Genomic DNA, 16,869 nt, shown 5'->3' with positions numbered 1-16,869 from the left:
GCTCAGTGCTGAAGGAAGTCCAGCACCATGCGGTTGAACTTGTCGGCATGTTCCCACTGAGCCCAGTGACCACACTGGTTGAAGATGTGCAGCTCGGAGTTGGGGATGCCGGCAATCAGGCGCAGGCCGGTGTCCATCGGTACAAAGCGATCGTTACGGCCCCAGATCACCAGCGTTTGTTGCTTGATCTCCGGCAGGCGCGGGCTGAAATCCGGGAACTGCCTGGGATTGATCTCAAGGCTCTTGACGAAGTTTTCCAGATGATCACGGCGTTTGAGCATGTTGTCCAGGCGCGCCTGAAACAACTCTTCGGTCAGGTCACTGCTGTCGAACACGAACACCGCCATCATCTTTTTCAGGTTTTCAATGGTCGGTTCACGATACAGTCCCTGCAGCAGCTTGATCCCTTCCGCCGGCATCGGCGTGAACAGGCTGGCACCACCGGTACCGCCGCCCATCAGCACCAGTTTGCCCACACGTTCGGGGTTCTCCAGGGTGAAGGCCACGGCGCTGTGACCGCCCATGGAGTTGCCGAGGATATGAATTGTGTCCAGACCCAGCCCATCCACAACGGCTTTCAATGCGCGGGCGTTGAGGTCAGAGCGTGAACCGGCGCAGACAATGGAGTCACTTTTGCTCCAGCCTGGGCAGTCGAGCAGAATAACGCGGTAACCGGCGTTGACCAGCGGCTCTATATTGCGGTTGAAGTTGGCCCAGCCGCTGGCGCCGGGGCCAGAGCCGTGCAACATGATGACGGTTTCGCTGCCTTCGCCACAGTCGTTGTAATGCAGTTTGACCGGCTGGCCATCCAGCGTGATGTCGATGAAGCGGCTGCTGTCGGCCTCGGTGATATTCATACTCATTCAATTCTCCAGTCTCTTAAATCAGTACACCCCGGCAGGGGCCGGGGTGAGAACGGGTCGACAGGCTTATTGTGGAATCTGCCGGAAGCCGCCGTTCAGGTAAATCAGTGCTTCGCCATCTTCGCGTTCGCGCATCGCCAGCACCTCACACAGAAACGCGTGGTGGGTACTTTCATCAAATACCTTCACCACCCGGCAGTCGAAGTTGGCCAGTGCACCCTGCAGGGTCGGTGCGCCGGTAGCCAGCGTGTCCCACTGACCATACTCGAAACGGGCTTCGCCCTGAACTTCCTTGATCATGCCGGCAAAAGCCTTGGCCACTTCTTCCTGCTCGCCGGCGAGCAGGTTGACGCACAGGGCACCGGTTTTAAGAATCAGTTCGCTGGCGTAGACCCCCTTGTTGACGAAAACCACCAGGCGGGGCGGATCGGCGGTGACCGAGCAGACGGCGGTGGCGGTCAAACCGGCGCGGGCCTTGTTGTCACCGCTGGTGATGGTGCTGACACCCATGGCGAAATGACGCATGCCGCGGCAGTGCTCTTCGGCGCTGACCATCGGTTTTTCGTTCAGCTCGGTGTTGGGTGTCCAGTCGAGCAGCTGATTGATGTGCTGGTTCATGGCGGTTTCTCTTGTTATGGGGGTAGATGCTGCCTGCCGTTGTGACAGGCAACGATCGGGTCAGGCCTTGACGCCAAAAGGGTTTGGCTGAGGCAGCGGGTTGCCCAGCAGCTGACCGCCGAGCAGGTCACCGATGTTGTCCTGGTTCTGGGTGATATGGTTGGCACCCACCAGAATGTCGCGCATCTGACGCTGCATCGGGTTGTTGAGCCAGACACCGCGGGTAGAGGTCTTTTTGAAGATCATGTGCGCCGCATCGAAGCAGTCACCGCCGGTAAACTGGTTGGTGGCGAAGTGACGTACACGCACATCGGCCGGCACCAGCTCGCCACGGGAGGCGTAGCTCCAGGCTTCATCGGTGTTGGACAGCACGCGCGCTTCGGCTGCCGTGATCTTGGCGAACGCTTCACCCAGCTTGCCCTTGATGAACGGGTCATTGACCGCAGCGCCCACCGCCTGATTCAGGTTCTGGCGCGGCACCATGTGCTCCACATACAGGTCGACCATGCCACGGGCCATGCCGATGATCACGGAGGATACGGCTGCATAGAACACGTAGAAGAACGGCATCTTGAACAGGTTTTCCACATGACCGTGTGATTCCTGATCGTAGGCACCGATCACATGGCTTCGGTAGGTCGGTACAAATACATCCTTGATCACCAGCTTCTTGCTGCCGGTGCCCGCCAGGCCCACTACATGCCAGTCATCGACGATCGCTTCGATCTGCTCGCGCTGCACCCAGAAAGAGCGGAACACCATTTCTCCGTTCTCCTGTACCCGTCCACCCACGAAGGCACCGCCTTCGGCATGATCGCAGCCGCTGGATGTCAGCCATTCGCCGTTCAGACGATAGCCGCCTTCAACCGCATCCACGGTGCCGAAGGGCGCATAGGAGGACGAAACCAGTTTGGTGTTGTCCTTGCCCCAGAGTTCATCCCCAACCTGTTCCGGCAGCAGGCCCACTTCAAACGGGTGCACGCCCAGTACCATCACGTTCCAGGCACTTGATGGGCAGCCGCGGGCCAGTTCGATCAGTACCCGGTTAAGTACGTTGGGGCTCATTTCATAGCCACCCCAGCGCTTGGGCTGCAGGATCTTGAAAAAGCCGGCCTGCTGGAAGTCCTGAATGGTTTCTTTTGATACCATTCGGGCCTTTTCGCAGGCGTCAGCACGCTCGCGCAGGGTCGGGATCAGGTCGCGGGCGCGTTTTACAATTTCGTCTTCGGTCGGAATTTGGGTGACGATAGCGTTCATATCGGTCTCTCCTGATGAATCTCGGTATTATTGTTCAGCTGTGGTCAGCTCAGGCGGGAGTGGCGCTGACCACGCCGTAGCCCGCAATCCATTCATTGATCGGTCGGTAGTAGTCCTTGCGTGCCTGGTAAGGGCCGGCAGCGGCAAGTGCTGCAAAGGCGGCTACCCAGGTGCGAACTTCGTGTGTGGAGCGCCCGGCCTCTGCCGAGATCTGCTGGATATCGAAATCGTCCACCTGATCCAGTTCACCGCTGAGCAGGAGTTTGATGAACGCTTCATCCCAGGCCGCATTCAGCGGAGTCTGCTGACACAGCTCTGAACCGTAGATCTTGCCGGCAGCAATGGTGCGTGCCTCACGGGCAGCGCGGGCTTCCGCTGTGGGATTGCGGCCACAGATCAGGAACTCCTGTACCTCCGCCGGTGATTCCGCAAGTAGCGGGACGGGTGGTTCATGCGACAAACCGCCGGTGCCCAGAATCAGCACGCGCTTGTTCAGCCCGGCCAGAAACTGGCCCACGGCCTCGCCCAGCTTGCGGACTCGGCGATAGGGTACAAAGGGCGGTGCTACAGAATTGATGATGATCGGAATCACCGGGTAGCGGGTCAGGCTGCCGGTCATCTCTTCCAGTGTCTGGGTACAGCCGTGATCGACCTGCAGGCGATGGGACAGAGAAACATCCAGGTCGCTGTCCATCAGATGCTTGGTCAGCTCCAGAGCCAGTTCGGCATCCACCGACAACGGGCCGGGCAGCGTGCCGTAATCGCCCACCGACTCGGCGGCGGTCGCAACGACAAAGGGAGGCATCAAGTCGTAAAACAGGCCGTTATAGTGATCGGGTGCGAAAATCAGGATCAGTTCAGGATCGAAGGCTTCCACTTCGGCACGGGCTTTGGTCAGAACAGCATCGACATCGGCAACCACGTCGGCACCGGGATCGTTGCGACCGCGCAGGGGGGTATGCGACAGGCATTTAAGCATGATACTCATAATCTCTTCCTGTTTTTCTTATCGGGAAGCGGTTTATTTTCAACTTGGAAAATAACGGCTTAAAACCCTGCTGAGAGACCATTGAATCCGAATATTTATAAGTCGGTATTCAGTAGTACATATATAAAAGAGGTGTTGGCAGCTCCCGTTAAAATCGGTCTGCCACACTGTTGAAATGGATTTTGGACAGGGGAGAAAATAACATCAAGCAAAAACACACCCTGTGTGCACATAGTGAACGAAGGGTGTGGACAAGACTAATCAATAGCGGGATTCATGCGTGCTTCAATCCGGTCAACAACCGACTGCATCGCATCAAGATAGCGCCGGGCGGCTTCGTCGATGGTCATTGCATCGGCAATGTAGACCAGGTTAAGGCAGCCAAGTACCCGTTCTTCATGGCGAATGGGCAGCGCGATGGCGGCGATGCGACCCTCTTCACCCCAGTCACGGTAGTTTGAGCCGTAGCCGTCCTGACGGGTTTTGCGGACCAGTTTGTCGATGTACTCCGGGTCTTGTGCCAATCGACTCTGACCATCGTTGCGGTTGCTCAGCAGCTGCAAAATATGCGCGCGCTCCTGATCGGGGCAATTGGCGATATAGGCACGCCCGGCCGCGGTGAGCAGCATTGGCAGGCGTCGGCCGACCATGGACCGATGGAAGGAGAGGCGACTGAAACGGTGTGTGGTTTCACGAATTACCATGGCATCCACATCCAGCGTGGAGATGTCGGTAGGCCATACGACTTCCTGCAGCAGCTCACCCAGAAGCGGTGCAGCGCATTGGGATACCCACTGTTCATCACGAAAGCCCTCGCTGAGCTCGCGTACCCTCAGTGTCAGCAGGTAGCTGTCATCCGAGTCGCTGCGGCGAACGTATCCCTCATGCTGCAGGGTTTCAAGCAGGCGCCTGACCGTGGTGCGATGCAGCCCGGTTTGTTGTGCCAGTTCTGTAATGCGAGCACCACCGTCACAGCGGTTGAGGCAGTTGAGTAGCTGCAGGCCGCGAATCAGCCCCTGCACGCGCTTGTACTCACCACGGGGTGATTCATTCTGCTGCTCGGCCATCATCTCTCCTGTTGATGAATCGTGCACATAGTGCACCTTGGGTGCGATTTCTGTTGCTGCGCTTTGCGGGCAGTTTCTATACTCCGGTGCATAATAAAAATATGCAATAACGGAGTCCACAGGTGAAAACGGTTAAATTTATAAACTGTATTGTATATATGCGTACAGTGTTAAAACTTATTGCTCGCCTGAGGATATCAATATGCGGTAAACAACATGTCCGCAATATTGTTTTATCAGGAGTGGCTGCAGATATTAATATGCTGCTGCCCGCTCAGTCTGGTGTCGTATATGGCTTCAGCTGGGCGGCCTTCCCACCGATACACTCCGATTGCACGCATCCAGCTACCAACCCGCCGCTGCACGGCGGTGCCATTCAGGGTTATCGTCACAATGATACATGAACAACAGCTACAGGCACTTGCCCTGCGCTTGCGTGAAGCCGAGCAGCAGGGGCGTGCAACTGCACCGATCCGCGACCAGCTGCAGCCTCAAGACGCAGAATCCGCCTACCGTATCCAACAGATCAATACCGAACATGCCGTTGCTCAGGGGCGTCGCATTGTGGGGCGCAAGATCGGCCTGACCAACCCGCGTGTGCAGACCCAGCTCGGCGTTGATCAACCGGATTTTGGCACTCTGTTTGCCGATATGAGCTACGGCGACAACGATTGCATTCCGGTCGGAGAAGTATTGCAGCCCAAGATCGAAGCTGAGATCGCCTTCATCATGGAGCGTGACCTGCCACAACAGGACTGTACACACGCAGAACTGCTGCAGGCGATCGGCTGGGTGCTTCCGGCGCTGGAAATAGTCGGCAGCCGCATTGCCGACTGGGATATCCGTTTTGTGGACACGGTGGCAGACAATGCGTCCAGTGGCTGCTTCGTGCTGGGAACGCCGGCGCGGCGGATCGATGGTGTTGATCTGCGCGGTGCCCGTATGCGCATGAGCCGTAATGGTGAAGTGGTATCGGAAGGCAGCGGTGCCGAGTGTCTGGGGAACCCGCTCAACGCCGCGCTCTGGCTGGCACGCACCATGAGTCGTATGGGAACGCCGCTGCAGGCGGGCGATCTGGTACTGACCGGTGCGCTTGGGCCGATGGTGGCCTGCTCAGCTGGCGATCAGTTTGAAACCGAAATCAGCGGTATCGGCCAGGTAGCCGTGACCTTTGCCCAGGCCTGAGCCTGAGTTCAGCCTCTTTGGGAGTCAGAATGAAAAAGATGAAAGTAGCCATCATCGGTTCCGGCAATATCGGTACCGACCTGATGATCAAGATCATGCGCAACAGCCGCTATCTGGAAATGGGTGCCATGGTCGGCATAGACCCATCCTCCGATGGTTTGACACGCGCTGCACGAATGGGTGTTGCAACCACACACGAGGGGGTTGAAGGGCTGGTTCAGATGCCGGTATTTGCCGATATCGACTTCGTGTTTGATGCCACTTCTGCTGGCGCGCATGTGAAGAATGATGCCTTCCTGCGTCAGTACAAGTCGGATATTCGCCTGATCGACCTGACCCCGGCGGCCATTGGTCCCTACTGTGTGCCGGTGGTGAATCTGGAGCAGAACCTGGAAGCGAAAAACGTCAACATGGTGACCTGCGGCGGTCAGGCGACCATTCCGATGGTGGCTGCGGTATCCCGTGTGGCCAAGGTGCATTACGCCGAGATCATCGCGTCCATTTCCAGCAAATCTGCCGGCCCCGGCACCCGTGCCAACATCGATGAATTCACCGAAACTACATCGGAAGCGATCAGTGCAGTGGGCGGGGCAGCCAAGGGCAAGGCGATTATTGTTTTGAATCCGGCTGAGCCACCGCTGATTATGCGCGATACAGTGTACGTCCTGTCTGAAGCAGCGGATCAGGCACAGGTGGAAGCATCCATCGAAGAGATGGCCGCCGCAGTTCAGGCTTACGTACCCGGCTACCGCCTCAAGCAGAAGGTTCAGTTCGACCTGATCCCCGAGGACCGGCCGCTCAATATTCCGGGTGTGGGACGTTATTCGGGGCTGAAAACCTCGGTTTTCCTTGAGGTTGAAGGTGCGGCTCATTATCTGCCTGCCTATGCCGGCAACCTCGACATCATGACCTCAGCAGCCATGGCCACCGCCGAGCGGATGGCTGTTTCCATGCAAGCGCAGTAACAGGAGCGGAAACATGTCATTCAACCCAGGCAAGAAACTCTATATCTCCGACGTGACGCTTCGCGATGGCAGCCACGCAGTTCGACACCAGTACTCGCTTGATAACGTGCGTGACATCGCCCGTGCGCTGGACAAGGCGAAGGTAGACAGCATCGAAGTGGCCCATGGCGATGGCCTGCAGGGCTCCAGCTTCAACTACGGTTTCGGTGCCCATACCGATCTGGAATGGATCGAAGCGGTGGCGGATGTAGTCGAGCATGCGCAGGTGGCCACCCTGCTGTTGCCGGGCATCGGTACCATTCATGATCTCAAGGCAGCCTACAGCGCCGGTGCGCGCGTGGTGCGTGTGGCGACTCATTGCACCGAAGCGGATGTATCTAAGCAGCACATTGAGTGTGCGCGTGAGCTGGGTATGGATACCGTTGGTTTCCTGATGATGAGCCACATGACCACGCCACAGGGGTTGGCGCAGCAGGCGAAGCTAATGGAGGGCTACGGCGCGACCTGCATCTACGTGGTGGACTCCGGCGGTGCCCTGGGCATGCAGGATATCCGCGACCGTTTCCGGGCCGTCAAGGATGTACTGGACCCGGCCACCGCCACCGGTATTCACGCCCACCACAACCTGTCACTGGGCGTTGCCAACTCCATCGTGGCGGTGGAGGAGGGTTGTGACCGCATCGACGCTTCACTGGCGGGTATGGGGGCGGGTGCCGGTAATGCGCCGCTGGAAGTGTTCATCGCCGCCGCCGAGCGCATGGGCTGGGAGCACGGTACCGATCTCTACACGCTGATGGATGCAGCCGATGAGCTGGTACGACCGCTGCAGGATCGTCCGGTACGCGTTGACCGTGAAACGCTGGCGCTGGGGTATGCGGGCGTTTACTCCAGTTTCCTGCGCCACTCCGAAGTGGCGGCCGAAAAATATGGCCTCAAGACAGTCGATATCCTGGTGGAGCTGGGCAAGCGCCGGATGGTCGGCGGTCAGGAGGACATGATCGTGGACGTGGCGCTGGATCTGCTTAATCAGCGCTGAAACAACAGACAACACTCTGATAAACATAACTAAAACAGGTATAGCAATGAAAAAACTGAAGACAACAGTGGCGTTGGTTGCCACGCTGGGTGCGCTGTACAGCACTTCTGCCATGAGCCAGACCGTCATGCGTTTTGCCAGCTGGATGCCGCCGACGCACCCGGTGAACGAAGTCGTTCTGCCAACCTGGAAAAAGTGGATCGAAGACGCTACCGACAACCGGGTAACACTGGCGGTGGAGTACAACATGGGTCATCCGAAAACCATGTTCAATCTGGTTGAAGATGGCGTGGCCGATGCCAGCTGGGGCTACCATGGCTACGTGCCGGGGCGTTTCCGCCTGACCCAGATTGTTGAGCAGCCGTTATTGGGTGTGTCTGCCGAAGCAGCTTCGGTGGCGCACTGGCGCGTTCACAACAAGTACTTCCAGAGTGCACCGGAGTTCGATGGTCTTGAACTGGTGGCGCTGGTGACGCATGGGCCGGGCCAGGTACACAGCACCTTCCCGGTCAACAGCATCAGTGACCTGCAGAACAAAAAGATCCGCATCGGCGGCGGCGTACAGGCCGTGATTGGTGAGCGTACCGGCCTGGTGCCTGTGGCTGGCCCCGCACCCAAGGTATATGAAATGCTGCAACAGGGCGTGATCGATGGGGTGTTCCTGCCGGTGTGTGATGTCAAGAACCTGCGTCTGGATGAAGTGATCACTCACACTACCCAGCTGCCGGGTGGGATGTATCTGGGCAGTTTCTCCTTCTTCATCAGCCCTGATTTTCTTGCGGAGCTGGACCCGAAAGACCGTGAAGCCATCATGAAAGTGTCGGGCGAACAACTGTCCGCATTGGGTGGTCGCGCACAGGATGAGTCCGATGTAGCCGGCCTTGAAGCCGCGCGTGCGGCCGGTGTGAATATCAACGTTGTGGCTGAGGGTGATCCGCTGGCGCAGGAGTATGCCCAGCTGGCCGAAGGCATTGATGATGCATGGATCGAAAGTGTGGCAGACCTCAAGGTTGATGCCCGTGCAGCGCTGGATGAGCTGCGTGCTGTTGCACGAGAATATCAGGCTCAGATGGACAAGTAAGCGATTACTGACCTGCTTGTATTGCCGGCCCCAGTGGCCGGCATTTTTGTTCTGGCGTGCGCCACGGGAGCGTAATACGGGTTACATTCGGCTCGGCTCTGAATATACTCGTTGAATTCCATAACCATTTTCAACAACAAGAGAATCAGCCGTGTTTACCCATACTGTCACACCTGCCTTTTACGATACTGATGGACTTGGCCATATTAACAATACCCGCGTACCCCAGTGGTTTGAGGGCGCGCGTAATGACCTGTTCCGCATATTTACCCCTGATCTCGACATGAAAAAGTGGCAGCTGATCATGGCACGGATTGAGGTGGACTTTGTTGGTGAGCTGTTTTATGGCCGCGATGTCGAAATTCGGACCTATGTCTGCAAGATCGGCAACAGCTCTTTCACCGTGTATCAGGAAGCCTGGCAGGACGACAAGGTCGGCGCCAGGGGCAAGGCCTTTATGGTACGTTATGACTTTGCCACTGGTCGTGCCCAATCATTGACCGAAGAGCAGAAAGCGATGCTGCAGGTGCATTTCAAGGCGGTTGACTGAATCAGCCGCGATCATCTGTTCTAACAGGGAGTGATCATGTCCTCACCGGATCCATTTACCGTTTCTCCGGGTTTCAAGTGGCTGCTGGGTATTGCCGCCTTGATGGTTATACTGGGCGCATTGAAACAGGCTGAAGCCATTGTCATTCCCGTCTTGCTGGCGTTCTTTGTTGCCATCATCTGTGCACCGCCACTGGCCTGGATGACCTCTCATCGAGTGCCCCCCTGGTTGGCGATTGTGCTGCTGGTGGTCGGGCTTGTGGTGTTTGGCTCTGTGCTTGTGTTGTTTGTGGGATCGGCCATCGATACCTTTACTTTGCGGTTGCCCACCTATCAGACGCGCTTACAGGAAGAGGCGGTCAAACTGGTGCCCTATTTTGAACGCCTGGGACTGCCTGTAACCCGTGAGCAGATGTTGAACCACTTCAACCCGGCATCCCTGATGCGGTTGGCAGGCAATGCACTGACCAATCTGGGTAGCTTGCTGACCAATCTGTTGCTGATCGTGTTTATCGTGATTTTCCTGCTGCTGGAAGCAACACTGCTGACAGACAAGTTGCATAAGGCGTTGCCCAGTGCTGAAAAGTCGCTGGACCAGGCCGGCAGCTTCGTACGTCAGGTGAATACCTATCTGGTGATCAAGACAACCATCAGCATTGTAACCGGCTTGCTGATCAGCCTCTGGCTATGGATTCTGGGAGTGGACTTTGCTCCGCTTTGGGGTCTTATCGCCGCATTGATGAACTTCATACCCAATGTGGGCTCCATCCTGGCTGCTATTCCGGCTGTTCTGTTGGCTATAGTGCAGCTGGGCGCGCCCGATGCCGCCCTGGTAGCCGCAGGTTACATCGCTGTGAATGTGCTTATGGGGAATATTCTGGAGCCTCGATTCATGGGTAGTGGGCTCGGGTTGTCACCGCTGGTGGTGTTCCTGTCCTTGATGACCTGGGGCTGGATGTTCGGTCCGGCGGGGATGTTTCTGTCGATACCGCTGACGATGATCGCCAAGATAGCACTGGAACAGAACCCTTCGACCCGCTGGATCGCCATCATGTTGGGTAACTGAAAGACTGTCGTTGTCATTATTCTGAGCTAATCTTCTACTGCTGACAGAATAAGTGGCGGTGGATCATGGACAGGAAACAGAGCTGCGGATTGCGCTTGCGCTGGGTTATCAGCCTTACCATCATGCTGAGCATGCTGGCATTGAGTGCGATTCTGGTGATCAATGCCTACATGGGGCAACGGGATGTGCTGCTGGAGGCAAGTCGCAGCTCCGCCCAGCAGTTTGCCAGCAAGCTTGACTCTGAGACCCTGCGGCTGATTCAGCCACTGCAAAGTACACTTCGGTTACTGGTGCACGACCCTTTGACCACTGCCGAGCAGCTGGAGCAACGCCTGCAGCGGCTACCGGTTTTGATTGAAGCACTGCGCGCCAACCCGGTGATCAGTGCTGTGTATGTTGGTTACCCAGACCGTAGCTTCTGGTTGGTACGGTCGTTGCGACAGCCCGAGTTCCGTCGCTCCGTATCCGCTGCTGAGGGGGCAGCATATCTGGTACAAAGCATTGAGGTTGCCACAGCCGAAAGGCCGCAGCGGGCCGTGTGGCTCTTCTTGTCCGAACAGCTTGAGGTGATCAGGCAGGATGAAAGGCCGGATTATGTTTTTGACCCTCACTCTCGTCCCTGGTATCAGTCGGCGCTGAGTGCACAAGCCCCAATCCTGACCGCTCCCTATCTGTTCTACACCACGCGAGAAACCGGAGTGACCCTGGCCTTTAAAGGGGCGTCCGGTGCGGTAATCGGTATTGATGCATCGGTTCAGGATATATCCTCGGAACTGGCACGACTGAGGCCCGAACAGGGCTATGAGCTGGCCGTAGTTGACCGGCTGGGGCGTACGCTGGCATACCCTGAAGTTGAAAAAATGATTGTACGTCAGGCGGGTGATATTCGCCTGGCGACACTGGATGAACTCCAGGTGCCCGCACTTGTCCAGTTGATGAGTCAATCAAGTGAGCCCGGCAAGTTGGTCGGCTATGCGGCGGATGGTCGTGAATGGTACGGCGTGCGTGTTCCCATGCTGGCACTGGCCGATGAATCGCTGGAGTTGTTGATGGCGGTGCCCGCCGAGCAGTTGCTTGCCAATGCACACAGACACGGGCAGCGGATGCTGCTCTGGTCGCTGGCGTTTACCCTTTTGTTACTGCTGATTGGCTACTGGTTGGCGCATTGGGTGGTGAAGCCACTGGATCAGCTGTCCGAAAAGGTGTTTGCGCTGACGCGGTTTGACTTCAGTGGTTCAGTACAGGTGAAATCACGCATAGTCGAAGTGCGTGAACTGGGAGCCATCATCCAGCGACTGGTGACCGTTGTGCAGCACTTTCAGTCAATCAGCAAAACACTGGCACGTGAGCGCAGGCTGGAAAGAATGTTGCCGGATGTGGCTGAAGATCTGAAGGCGAGCATGCAAGCGGACAGCTGCGCTATCTACTTGTACGATGCCGATGAGCATGCACTGCTGCTCTCCAGTGTGCATCATCAGGATCATGTACGTCACCATTACCCCGATTCCATTACGGTTACGGAGCCGCGCACCTCGCATCTGGTGGAGGCAGTCAAAGACGCACTGATTGATGCGGATGGAGTGATGGTGACACCGCTCAAAGGTCGCTATAAGTATCCGGCTGGGGTAATGGTGCTGAGCATGAACGGCGATGCCCGTGTGGAAGGCGATTCCGTTTCGCGCTTTCTGGAAGAGCTGGCCGGTTCTGCGGCCACTGCCATCGAGACCCGGCAGCTGCTTGAGGCTCAGGAGAAACTGCTTGATGCGATCATCCGCCTGTTGGCCGATGCCATTGACGCCAAGTCGCCTTACACCAGCGCCCACTGCGAGCGGGTACCCATTCTGGCCGAGATGCTGGTGGATGCCGCCTGCAAGAGTCAGGGAGGGCGTTTCAATACGTTCCATATGGATGAGCAGGACCGGTATGAGTTTCGTCTGGCGGCCTGGTTGCATGACTGTGGCAAGATCACCACACCCGAACATGTGATGGACAAGTCCACCAAACTTGAAACCCTGTACAACCGTATTCACGAGATTCGTACGCGATTTGAAGTGCTGTGGCGGGATGTGGAGATAGCCTACCTCAAGGGTGTCATCGAAAGTGGAGCGGAATCCCAGCTGCGAGAGCGCCGGGATCGACAGCGGCGTCAGTTGCAGCAGGAGTTTGAAATCGTGGCTCGCTCCAATCTGGGCAGCGAGAAGCTGCCGGATGATGATATCGCCAAGCTGCATAAAATTGCCTCTCGCAGCTGGGCGCGTCACTTTGACCGTCGTCTGGGGTTGTCACAGGCTGAGCTGGATCGATTGCCGAATGATGATGAGCGCCTGCCCGCCCGTGAAATGCTGCTGGCTGACCGGGTTGAGCATATTATTCCATGGGGGGATCGCAGGCCCCCGGTAGAAGCCAATAACCCAGATAACATCTGGGGTTTTGACATGCCCCTGCCGGAACATGAGGCCAATCAGGGTGAGCTGTACAACCTGACCCAAGTCTATGGGACCTTGACGGCGGAGGAGCGCTTCAGCATCAACAACCATATTGTGCAAACCATACGCATGCTCAGCACCTTGCCGCTGCCGCCGTCTCTGCGTCGTATTCCGGATATTGCCGGCAACCATCATGAGCGTATGGATGGCGAGGGCTATCCACGGCGACTGGATGCCGCCTCGCTCACCGTTCCGGAACGCATCATGGCGCTGGCTGATGTGTTTGAAGCGCTGACGGCCGCTGACCGGCCCTATAAAACGGCCAAAACGCTATCGGAGTCGCTGCGAATTTTGGCCTTCATGTCCCGTGACGGACATCTGGACCCAGAGGTGTTCTGCCTCTTTCTTGAGTCGGGCGTTTATCTTGAATATGCCCGCCGTTTCCTCAAGCCCGAGCAGATCGACAAGGTCGACCTGCGCCAGCTGACGCTTTTGTCACGATCCGCGAAGCAGGGGTAGTACTCAATCGGAGAGTGTTTTCAGATTATCGTACAGCTTTGCCAGCAATACGTTGGTACGGTGGATCTGGGCTGAACTGAGCCCCTTAAAGCTGTTGCGGAACAGCTGACTGACTGAACCCCTGATCAGCTCCAGGCTGTCCAGCCCCTTGTCGGTCAACGATACCAGAGTGACACGACCATCTTCACTCGAGGTGGTCAGGTTAACCAGCCCCTCATCCCGCATGCGGTAAACGATTTTGGTGGTGGTGGGCAGCTTGGCCACCGCGTGGCTGGCAATCTCTGAAATGCTTAACTCCGAGTGCTCCTTCAGAATCATGATGATGCGCCAGCGCGGCACATCCATATCCACGCGTTTCAGCAAGCGCTCCATCTCGTGGCTGTAGAGTGCATTGAGCTGTGCAATCCAGTAGAAGGGGAATTCACGACGCTTGAAGTCGTCACTCAGAGGATCGTACATGTCGGCTTTACGGTTACTGCTCATTGGACAGCGAGGTCTCCGGCTGCATCCGACCGGCAGGGGGGCGGATGAAAGTTGATCTGGAAAGTATATAGAGATTCTAAAATGAGTGAAAACCTTTGGTGCAGCTCTTTTGCTTTTGCGCCTTTTTAGAGCGGATTACAGCGGCTGGATCAGGTGGGATCTTGAAAATCCATTTATGAGAATAATTCATGATAGGTGCTCGTTGGTAATATTTTGAATGCACTTTAGCCGATTTTTGCCCATTTTTTGTGGTTTTTTACTCTATTTTTCATGGCGGTTTAAGAAGTGGCCTGACTCTTGCTTTGTCATTCTAGGACGCCGTGGTGTGACCATGATCATGGATTTAATGCTGGATAATTAGTTGACGATTCAAGTGATAAGTGAAATTCTTTAGGCAGCTCTTGAGCAACCTCCGGTCAAGCGGAGTTGCCACACAATAACAACTAGACCCGACAAGAGAGCCGCTATGACAATGCTGATCACCTGCTGCGAGCAGAGTGCCCTCGAAGGGCCTCACGCCGTCAACACAACCTGCCCGGGTCTGATACCGGGTGGTTCCTCCTGCAGCCCGAGTGCAACCATGCGACCGGGTTTACCAATGACGTATCTGGCGCCGAATGTGGTGAGCCGGTACGTGTACCTGCAATAAAGACAACAACTAGGGAGCCTAGCGAATGCCTGGTTATCAGATCGACAAATCCCTCTGGGGCGGGGAGACCGTGTTCGATGCCCTGCTGGATGAAGTGCGCAAGCGCCGACAGGAGTTCGAGGATCAACAATACATCTCCCACGACATCATCGAGTCCTTCAAGGATGTCGGTGTGTACCGGGCAATGGTGCCAAAGGCACTGGGCGGCGATGAACGCAGCCCAATGGAATTCCTGCAGATGGTTGAAGCCATGGCGGCGGCTGACGGTTCTGCCGGCTGGGTTGCCAGCTTCGGCATGAACCCGGCGTACCTGTCGGCACTGCCACCGCAAACCATCGACAAGGTGTGGGCCGAAACGCCCAACATCGTGTTTGCAGGCGGCATCTTCCCGACTCAGCCGGCCAAAAAGGTCGAGGGCGGATATATCGTCAATGGTCGCTGGAAGTTCGGCAGTGGCTGCATGGGTGCATCCCTGATCGGTGTTGGTGTGCAGCCGGATAACGGTGAGCCGCTGCCGCGCATGGCGGTGATGCCGGCAGACAAGGTGAAGATCGAGCCCAACTGGGACGTGATCGGCATGGTCGGCACCGGCAGCCATGACCTGGTGGTTGAGGATGTGTTTGTGCCGGAAGAGTGGACCTTCGTGCGTGGCGGCAAGCCCAATATCGATGCGCCTTTCTTCCGTTACCCGACACTGGCTTTCGCCGCTCAGGTGCTCTCTGTCACCACTGCAGGCCTGGCCCGTGAAGCGCTTGATGTCGTGCAGGCGATGGCGGCTGGCCGTGCGTCAGTGACCGGAGCGCCCAATCTGGGCGAGCGCGAGTATGTGCAGATCGAAATCGCCAAGGCGGAAGCCAAGGTGCGTTCATCTCGCGCCTTCTTCTACGAAGCGACCGAAGACGCCTGGAGCAGCATTCTGGCCGGTGGCGAGCCAAGCCGTGATCAGATCAACCTGATCCGTCTCGCGACCACCAATCTGGCACATGAATGTGCCGATGCGATTCGCAGTACCTATGAAGTGACCGGCATGACCGGTACCTACAATGACCACCCCCTGTCGCGCATTGTGCGTGATTCCATGATGTGCACTCAACACGCGTTCATGGGGGCGGTCACCCTGAAAAATGCAGGAGCCATGTTCTTCGGCCACGACCCACTGCCGGGCTATCTGTAATTGAACAAAAACAAGGAGATACACCATGAGTGATAAGAAACCTTTGCGCGTCCTGTTTTGCATGGGCATCAACCAGAACTTCATGGATGCTCCGCGTGAAGAGCAGCTCGACGTATGGGCGGCCTTCGGCGCAATGTGGAACGGCATCCACGACATGGATGGCGTTGAAGTGATCGGCAACATGGATGACGACCAGAGCATGGTTGGGCCTTCCAGCGGCTATCCCTGGACCACCTACCTGCTGGCTGACGTGGCGGATTACGACACCGTTGTCGCCTGCTGCAACCTGTTCCGCAGTACTGAAGTGGGCAGCGGGCCCTACAAGCTGTGGCGCTACGCCAAGGTTGAGGCACGCATCGGTCGTGAATTGATCGTTCAGCGGGCGTGAGGGTTTTCTGATGAGCGAACTGGAGCAGCTGCGTCAGCGGGTGTTTGCACTGGAATCGGCGCGCGATGTGAGTGCCTGTCTGCATGAATACATGCAGCTGTGCGATTACCTCAACGAGGGTTTCGACCTCGACCCGCTCATGGCGCTGTTTACTGAAGACGCCATTTGGGAAGGCAAGGGCAAACGCTACGCAGCCACCTTCGGTCGCCGTGAAGGGCGCGAAGCGATCAGGGAGATGTTCGTGAAATACACCCTGCCGCCGGCGCACTTTGCCCTGAACGTGCATTTTCTGACCTCTGAAAAGGTGAACGTGCAGAGCGAAACCGAAGCTGAGGGCACTTGGGTGCTGCTGCAGACTGCCACCTTTACCGATGGCCGCTCACAGCTCAGCAGTGCGCTGTTGAATGTGGGTTTTCGCAGGGAAGAAGGGCGCTGGAAGATCGCCCATTTCTGTACCACCAGCCGGTTCAACCGGCCGGTACAGACCCCCTGGGATAACCCCCAGCCACTGCCGGTCCCTGAAGAATAAGTGCTCGGCGGCAACGTCCGCCAGCA

17 protein-coding genes are annotated in these 16,869 nt (G+C 56.9%); 11 read left to right on the top strand and 6 right to left on the bottom strand.

All coding sequences use genetic code 11. The features are described from left to right. Positions 1 to 2: 2 nt before the first annotated feature. The 5 genes from ABIE60_RS02475 to ABIE60_RS02455 all read right to left on the bottom strand — a co-directional run bounded on the left by ABIE60_RS02475 (position 3) and on the right by ABIE60_RS02455 (position 4,820). Positions 3 to 863 carry an alpha/beta fold hydrolase gene (locus tag ABIE60_RS02475; RefSeq protein WP_354467484.1) on the bottom strand — a complete coding sequence of 287 codons (861 nt, stop codon included), beginning with the start codon at positions 861 to 863 and terminating at the stop codon, positions 3 to 5. A 66-nt stretch (positions 864 to 929) separates the two neighbouring features. After that, complete coding sequence (locus ABIE60_RS02470; protein WP_354467483.1) at positions 930 to 1,481, bottom strand: flavin reductase family protein; 552 nt, start codon at positions 1,479 to 1,481, stop codon at positions 930 to 932. 60 nt (positions 1,482 to 1,541) lie between these two features. Beyond that, positions 1,542 to 2,738, bottom strand: a complete 1,197-nt coding sequence (locus ABIE60_RS02465; RefSeq protein WP_354467481.1) for an acyl-CoA dehydrogenase family protein — start codon at positions 2,736 to 2,738, stop codon at positions 1,542 to 1,544. 49 nt (positions 2,739 to 2,787) lie between these two features. Continuing rightward, positions 2,788 to 3,726 carry a 3-carboxyethylcatechol 2,3-dioxygenase gene (locus ABIE60_RS02460; protein WP_354467479.1) on the bottom strand — a complete coding sequence of 313 codons (939 nt, stop codon included), beginning with the start codon at positions 3,724 to 3,726 and terminating at the stop codon, positions 2,788 to 2,790. Between the two features lie 257 nt (positions 3,727 to 3,983). After that, a complete protein-coding gene (locus ABIE60_RS02455; RefSeq protein ID WP_354467478.1) occupies positions 3,984 to 4,820 on the bottom strand; it encodes a DNA-binding transcriptional regulator in 837 nt (278 codons plus the stop codon). A gap of 95 nt (positions 4,821 to 4,915) precedes the next feature. On the opposite strand from ABIE60_RS02455, the gene ABIE60_RS02450 reads away from it, so the two are divergent. From ABIE60_RS02450 to ABIE60_RS02415, 8 genes are all read left to right on the top strand, one after another. After that, positions 4,916 to 5,197, top strand: coding sequence for a hypothetical protein (locus tag ABIE60_RS02450; protein ID WP_354467476.1), 282 nt, complete (start codon positions 4,916 to 4,918; stop codon positions 5,195 to 5,197). Next, positions 5,187 to 5,978: a 2-keto-4-pentenoate hydratase gene (mhpD, locus tag ABIE60_RS02445; protein ID WP_354467475.1), complete on the top strand. Its 792-nt coding sequence runs from the start codon at positions 5,187 to 5,189 to the stop codon at positions 5,976 to 5,978. Before ABIE60_RS02450 ends, mhpD begins: the two co-directional genes overlap by 11 nt. Before the next feature lie 29 nt (positions 5,979 to 6,007). Further along, a complete protein-coding gene (locus tag ABIE60_RS02440; protein WP_354467473.1) occupies positions 6,008 to 6,943 on the top strand; it encodes an acetaldehyde dehydrogenase (acetylating) in 936 nt (311 codons plus the stop codon). A 13-nt stretch (positions 6,944 to 6,956) separates the two neighbouring features. Further along, on the top strand, positions 6,957 to 7,979 hold the full coding sequence (dmpG, locus tag ABIE60_RS02435) for a 4-hydroxy-2-oxovalerate aldolase (RefSeq protein WP_354467471.1): 1,023 nt from the start codon (positions 6,957 to 6,959) through the stop codon (positions 7,977 to 7,979). Between the two features lie 46 nt (positions 7,980 to 8,025). Further along, a complete protein-coding gene (locus ABIE60_RS02430) occupies positions 8,026 to 9,060 on the top strand; it encodes a TRAP transporter substrate-binding protein (protein WP_354467469.1) in 1,035 nt (344 codons plus the stop codon). A gap of 151 nt (positions 9,061 to 9,211) precedes the next feature. Continuing rightward, the gene (locus ABIE60_RS02425) at positions 9,212 to 9,610 is read left to right on the top strand and encodes an acyl-CoA thioesterase (protein ID WP_354467468.1); all 399 of its coding nucleotides are present in this window, start codon (positions 9,212 to 9,214) and stop codon (positions 9,608 to 9,610) included. A gap of 36 nt (positions 9,611 to 9,646) precedes the next feature. Then, positions 9,647 to 10,675, top strand: a complete 1,029-nt coding sequence (locus ABIE60_RS02420; RefSeq protein ID WP_354467466.1) for an AI-2E family transporter — start codon at positions 9,647 to 9,649, stop codon at positions 10,673 to 10,675. Between the two features lie 65 nt (positions 10,676 to 10,740). After that, entirely contained in the window at positions 10,741 to 13,620 is a 2,880-nt protein-coding gene (locus ABIE60_RS02415; RefSeq protein WP_354467465.1) for an HD domain-containing phosphohydrolase, read from the top strand. Positions 13,621 to 13,623: 3 nt separating this feature from the next. Here the strand turns inward: ABIE60_RS02415 and ABIE60_RS02410 are convergent, their stop codons facing one another. Beyond that, positions 13,624 to 14,103 (bottom strand): MarR family winged helix-turn-helix transcriptional regulator, encoded by a 480-nt coding sequence (locus tag ABIE60_RS02410; RefSeq protein WP_354467463.1) that lies wholly within the window; start codon positions 14,101 to 14,103, stop codon positions 13,624 to 13,626. A gap of 674 nt (positions 14,104 to 14,777) precedes the next feature. Between ABIE60_RS02410 and ABIE60_RS02405 the strand changes: the two genes are divergently transcribed. Genes ABIE60_RS02405 through ABIE60_RS02395 form a run of 3 tightly spaced genes read left to right on the top strand, consistent with a single transcriptional unit; the run spans position 14,778 to position 16,843 of the window. Next, positions 14,778 to 15,926, top strand: a complete 1,149-nt coding sequence (locus ABIE60_RS02405; protein ID WP_354467461.1) for an acyl-CoA dehydrogenase family protein — start codon at positions 14,778 to 14,780, stop codon at positions 15,924 to 15,926. A 25-nt stretch (positions 15,927 to 15,951) separates the two neighbouring features. Then, complete coding sequence (locus ABIE60_RS02400) at positions 15,952 to 16,314, top strand: IacB protein (protein WP_091828152.1); 363 nt, start codon at positions 15,952 to 15,954, stop codon at positions 16,312 to 16,314. Positions 16,315 to 16,324: 10 nt separating this feature from the next. After that, the gene (locus ABIE60_RS02395) at positions 16,325 to 16,843 is read left to right on the top strand and encodes a nuclear transport factor 2 family protein (protein ID WP_354467459.1); all 519 of its coding nucleotides are present in this window, start codon (positions 16,325 to 16,327) and stop codon (positions 16,841 to 16,843) included. The last annotated feature ends 26 nt before the right edge of the window (positions 16,844 to 16,869 follow it).

The sequence above is a fragment of the Marinobacterium sp. MBR-109 genome (assembly GCF_040547565.1).
GTDB lineage: Bacteria > Pseudomonadota > Gammaproteobacteria > Pseudomonadales > Balneatricaceae > Marinobacterium.
Note: the sequence above shows the minus strand (reverse complement) of the source record. Positions and strands in the feature narration are given on the sequence as shown.

Coding starts and splice junctions, on each gene's coding strand:
- ABIE60_RS02475 (WP_354467484.1), bottom strand. CDS start 863: ATGAGTATGAATATCACCGAGGCCGACAGCAGCCGCTTCATCGACATC.
- ABIE60_RS02470 (WP_354467483.1), bottom strand. CDS start 1,481: ATGAACCAGCACATCAATCAGCTGCTCGACTGGACACCCAACACCGAG.
- ABIE60_RS02465 (WP_354467481.1), bottom strand. CDS start 2,738: ATGAACGCTATCGTCACCCAAATTCCGACCGAAGACGAAATTGTAAAA.
- ABIE60_RS02460 (WP_354467479.1), bottom strand. CDS start 3,726: ATGAGTATCATGCTTAAATGCCTGTCGCATACCCCCCTGCGCGGTCGC.
- mhpD (WP_354467475.1), top strand. CDS start 5,187: ATGATACATGAACAACAGCTACAGGCACTTGCCCTGCGCTTGCGTGAA.
- ABIE60_RS02440 (WP_354467473.1), top strand. CDS start 6,008: ATGAAAAAGATGAAAGTAGCCATCATCGGTTCCGGCAATATCGGTACC.
- dmpG (WP_354467471.1), top strand. CDS start 6,957: ATGTCATTCAACCCAGGCAAGAAACTCTATATCTCCGACGTGACGCTT.
- ABIE60_RS02430 (WP_354467469.1), top strand. CDS start 8,026: ATGAAAAAACTGAAGACAACAGTGGCGTTGGTTGCCACGCTGGGTGCG.
- ABIE60_RS02420 (WP_354467466.1), top strand. CDS start 9,647: ATGTCCTCACCGGATCCATTTACCGTTTCTCCGGGTTTCAAGTGGCTG.
- ABIE60_RS02415 (WP_354467465.1), top strand. CDS start 10,741: ATGGACAGGAAACAGAGCTGCGGATTGCGCTTGCGCTGGGTTATCAGC.
- ABIE60_RS02410 (WP_354467463.1), bottom strand. CDS start 14,103: ATGAGCAGTAACCGTAAAGCCGACATGTACGATCCTCTGAGTGACGAC.
- ABIE60_RS02405 (WP_354467461.1), top strand. CDS start 14,778: ATGCCTGGTTATCAGATCGACAAATCCCTCTGGGGCGGGGAGACCGTG.
- ABIE60_RS02400 (WP_091828152.1), top strand. CDS start 15,952: ATGAGTGATAAGAAACCTTTGCGCGTCCTGTTTTGCATGGGCATCAAC.
- ABIE60_RS02395 (WP_354467459.1), top strand. CDS start 16,325: ATGAGCGAACTGGAGCAGCTGCGTCAGCGGGTGTTTGCACTGGAATCG.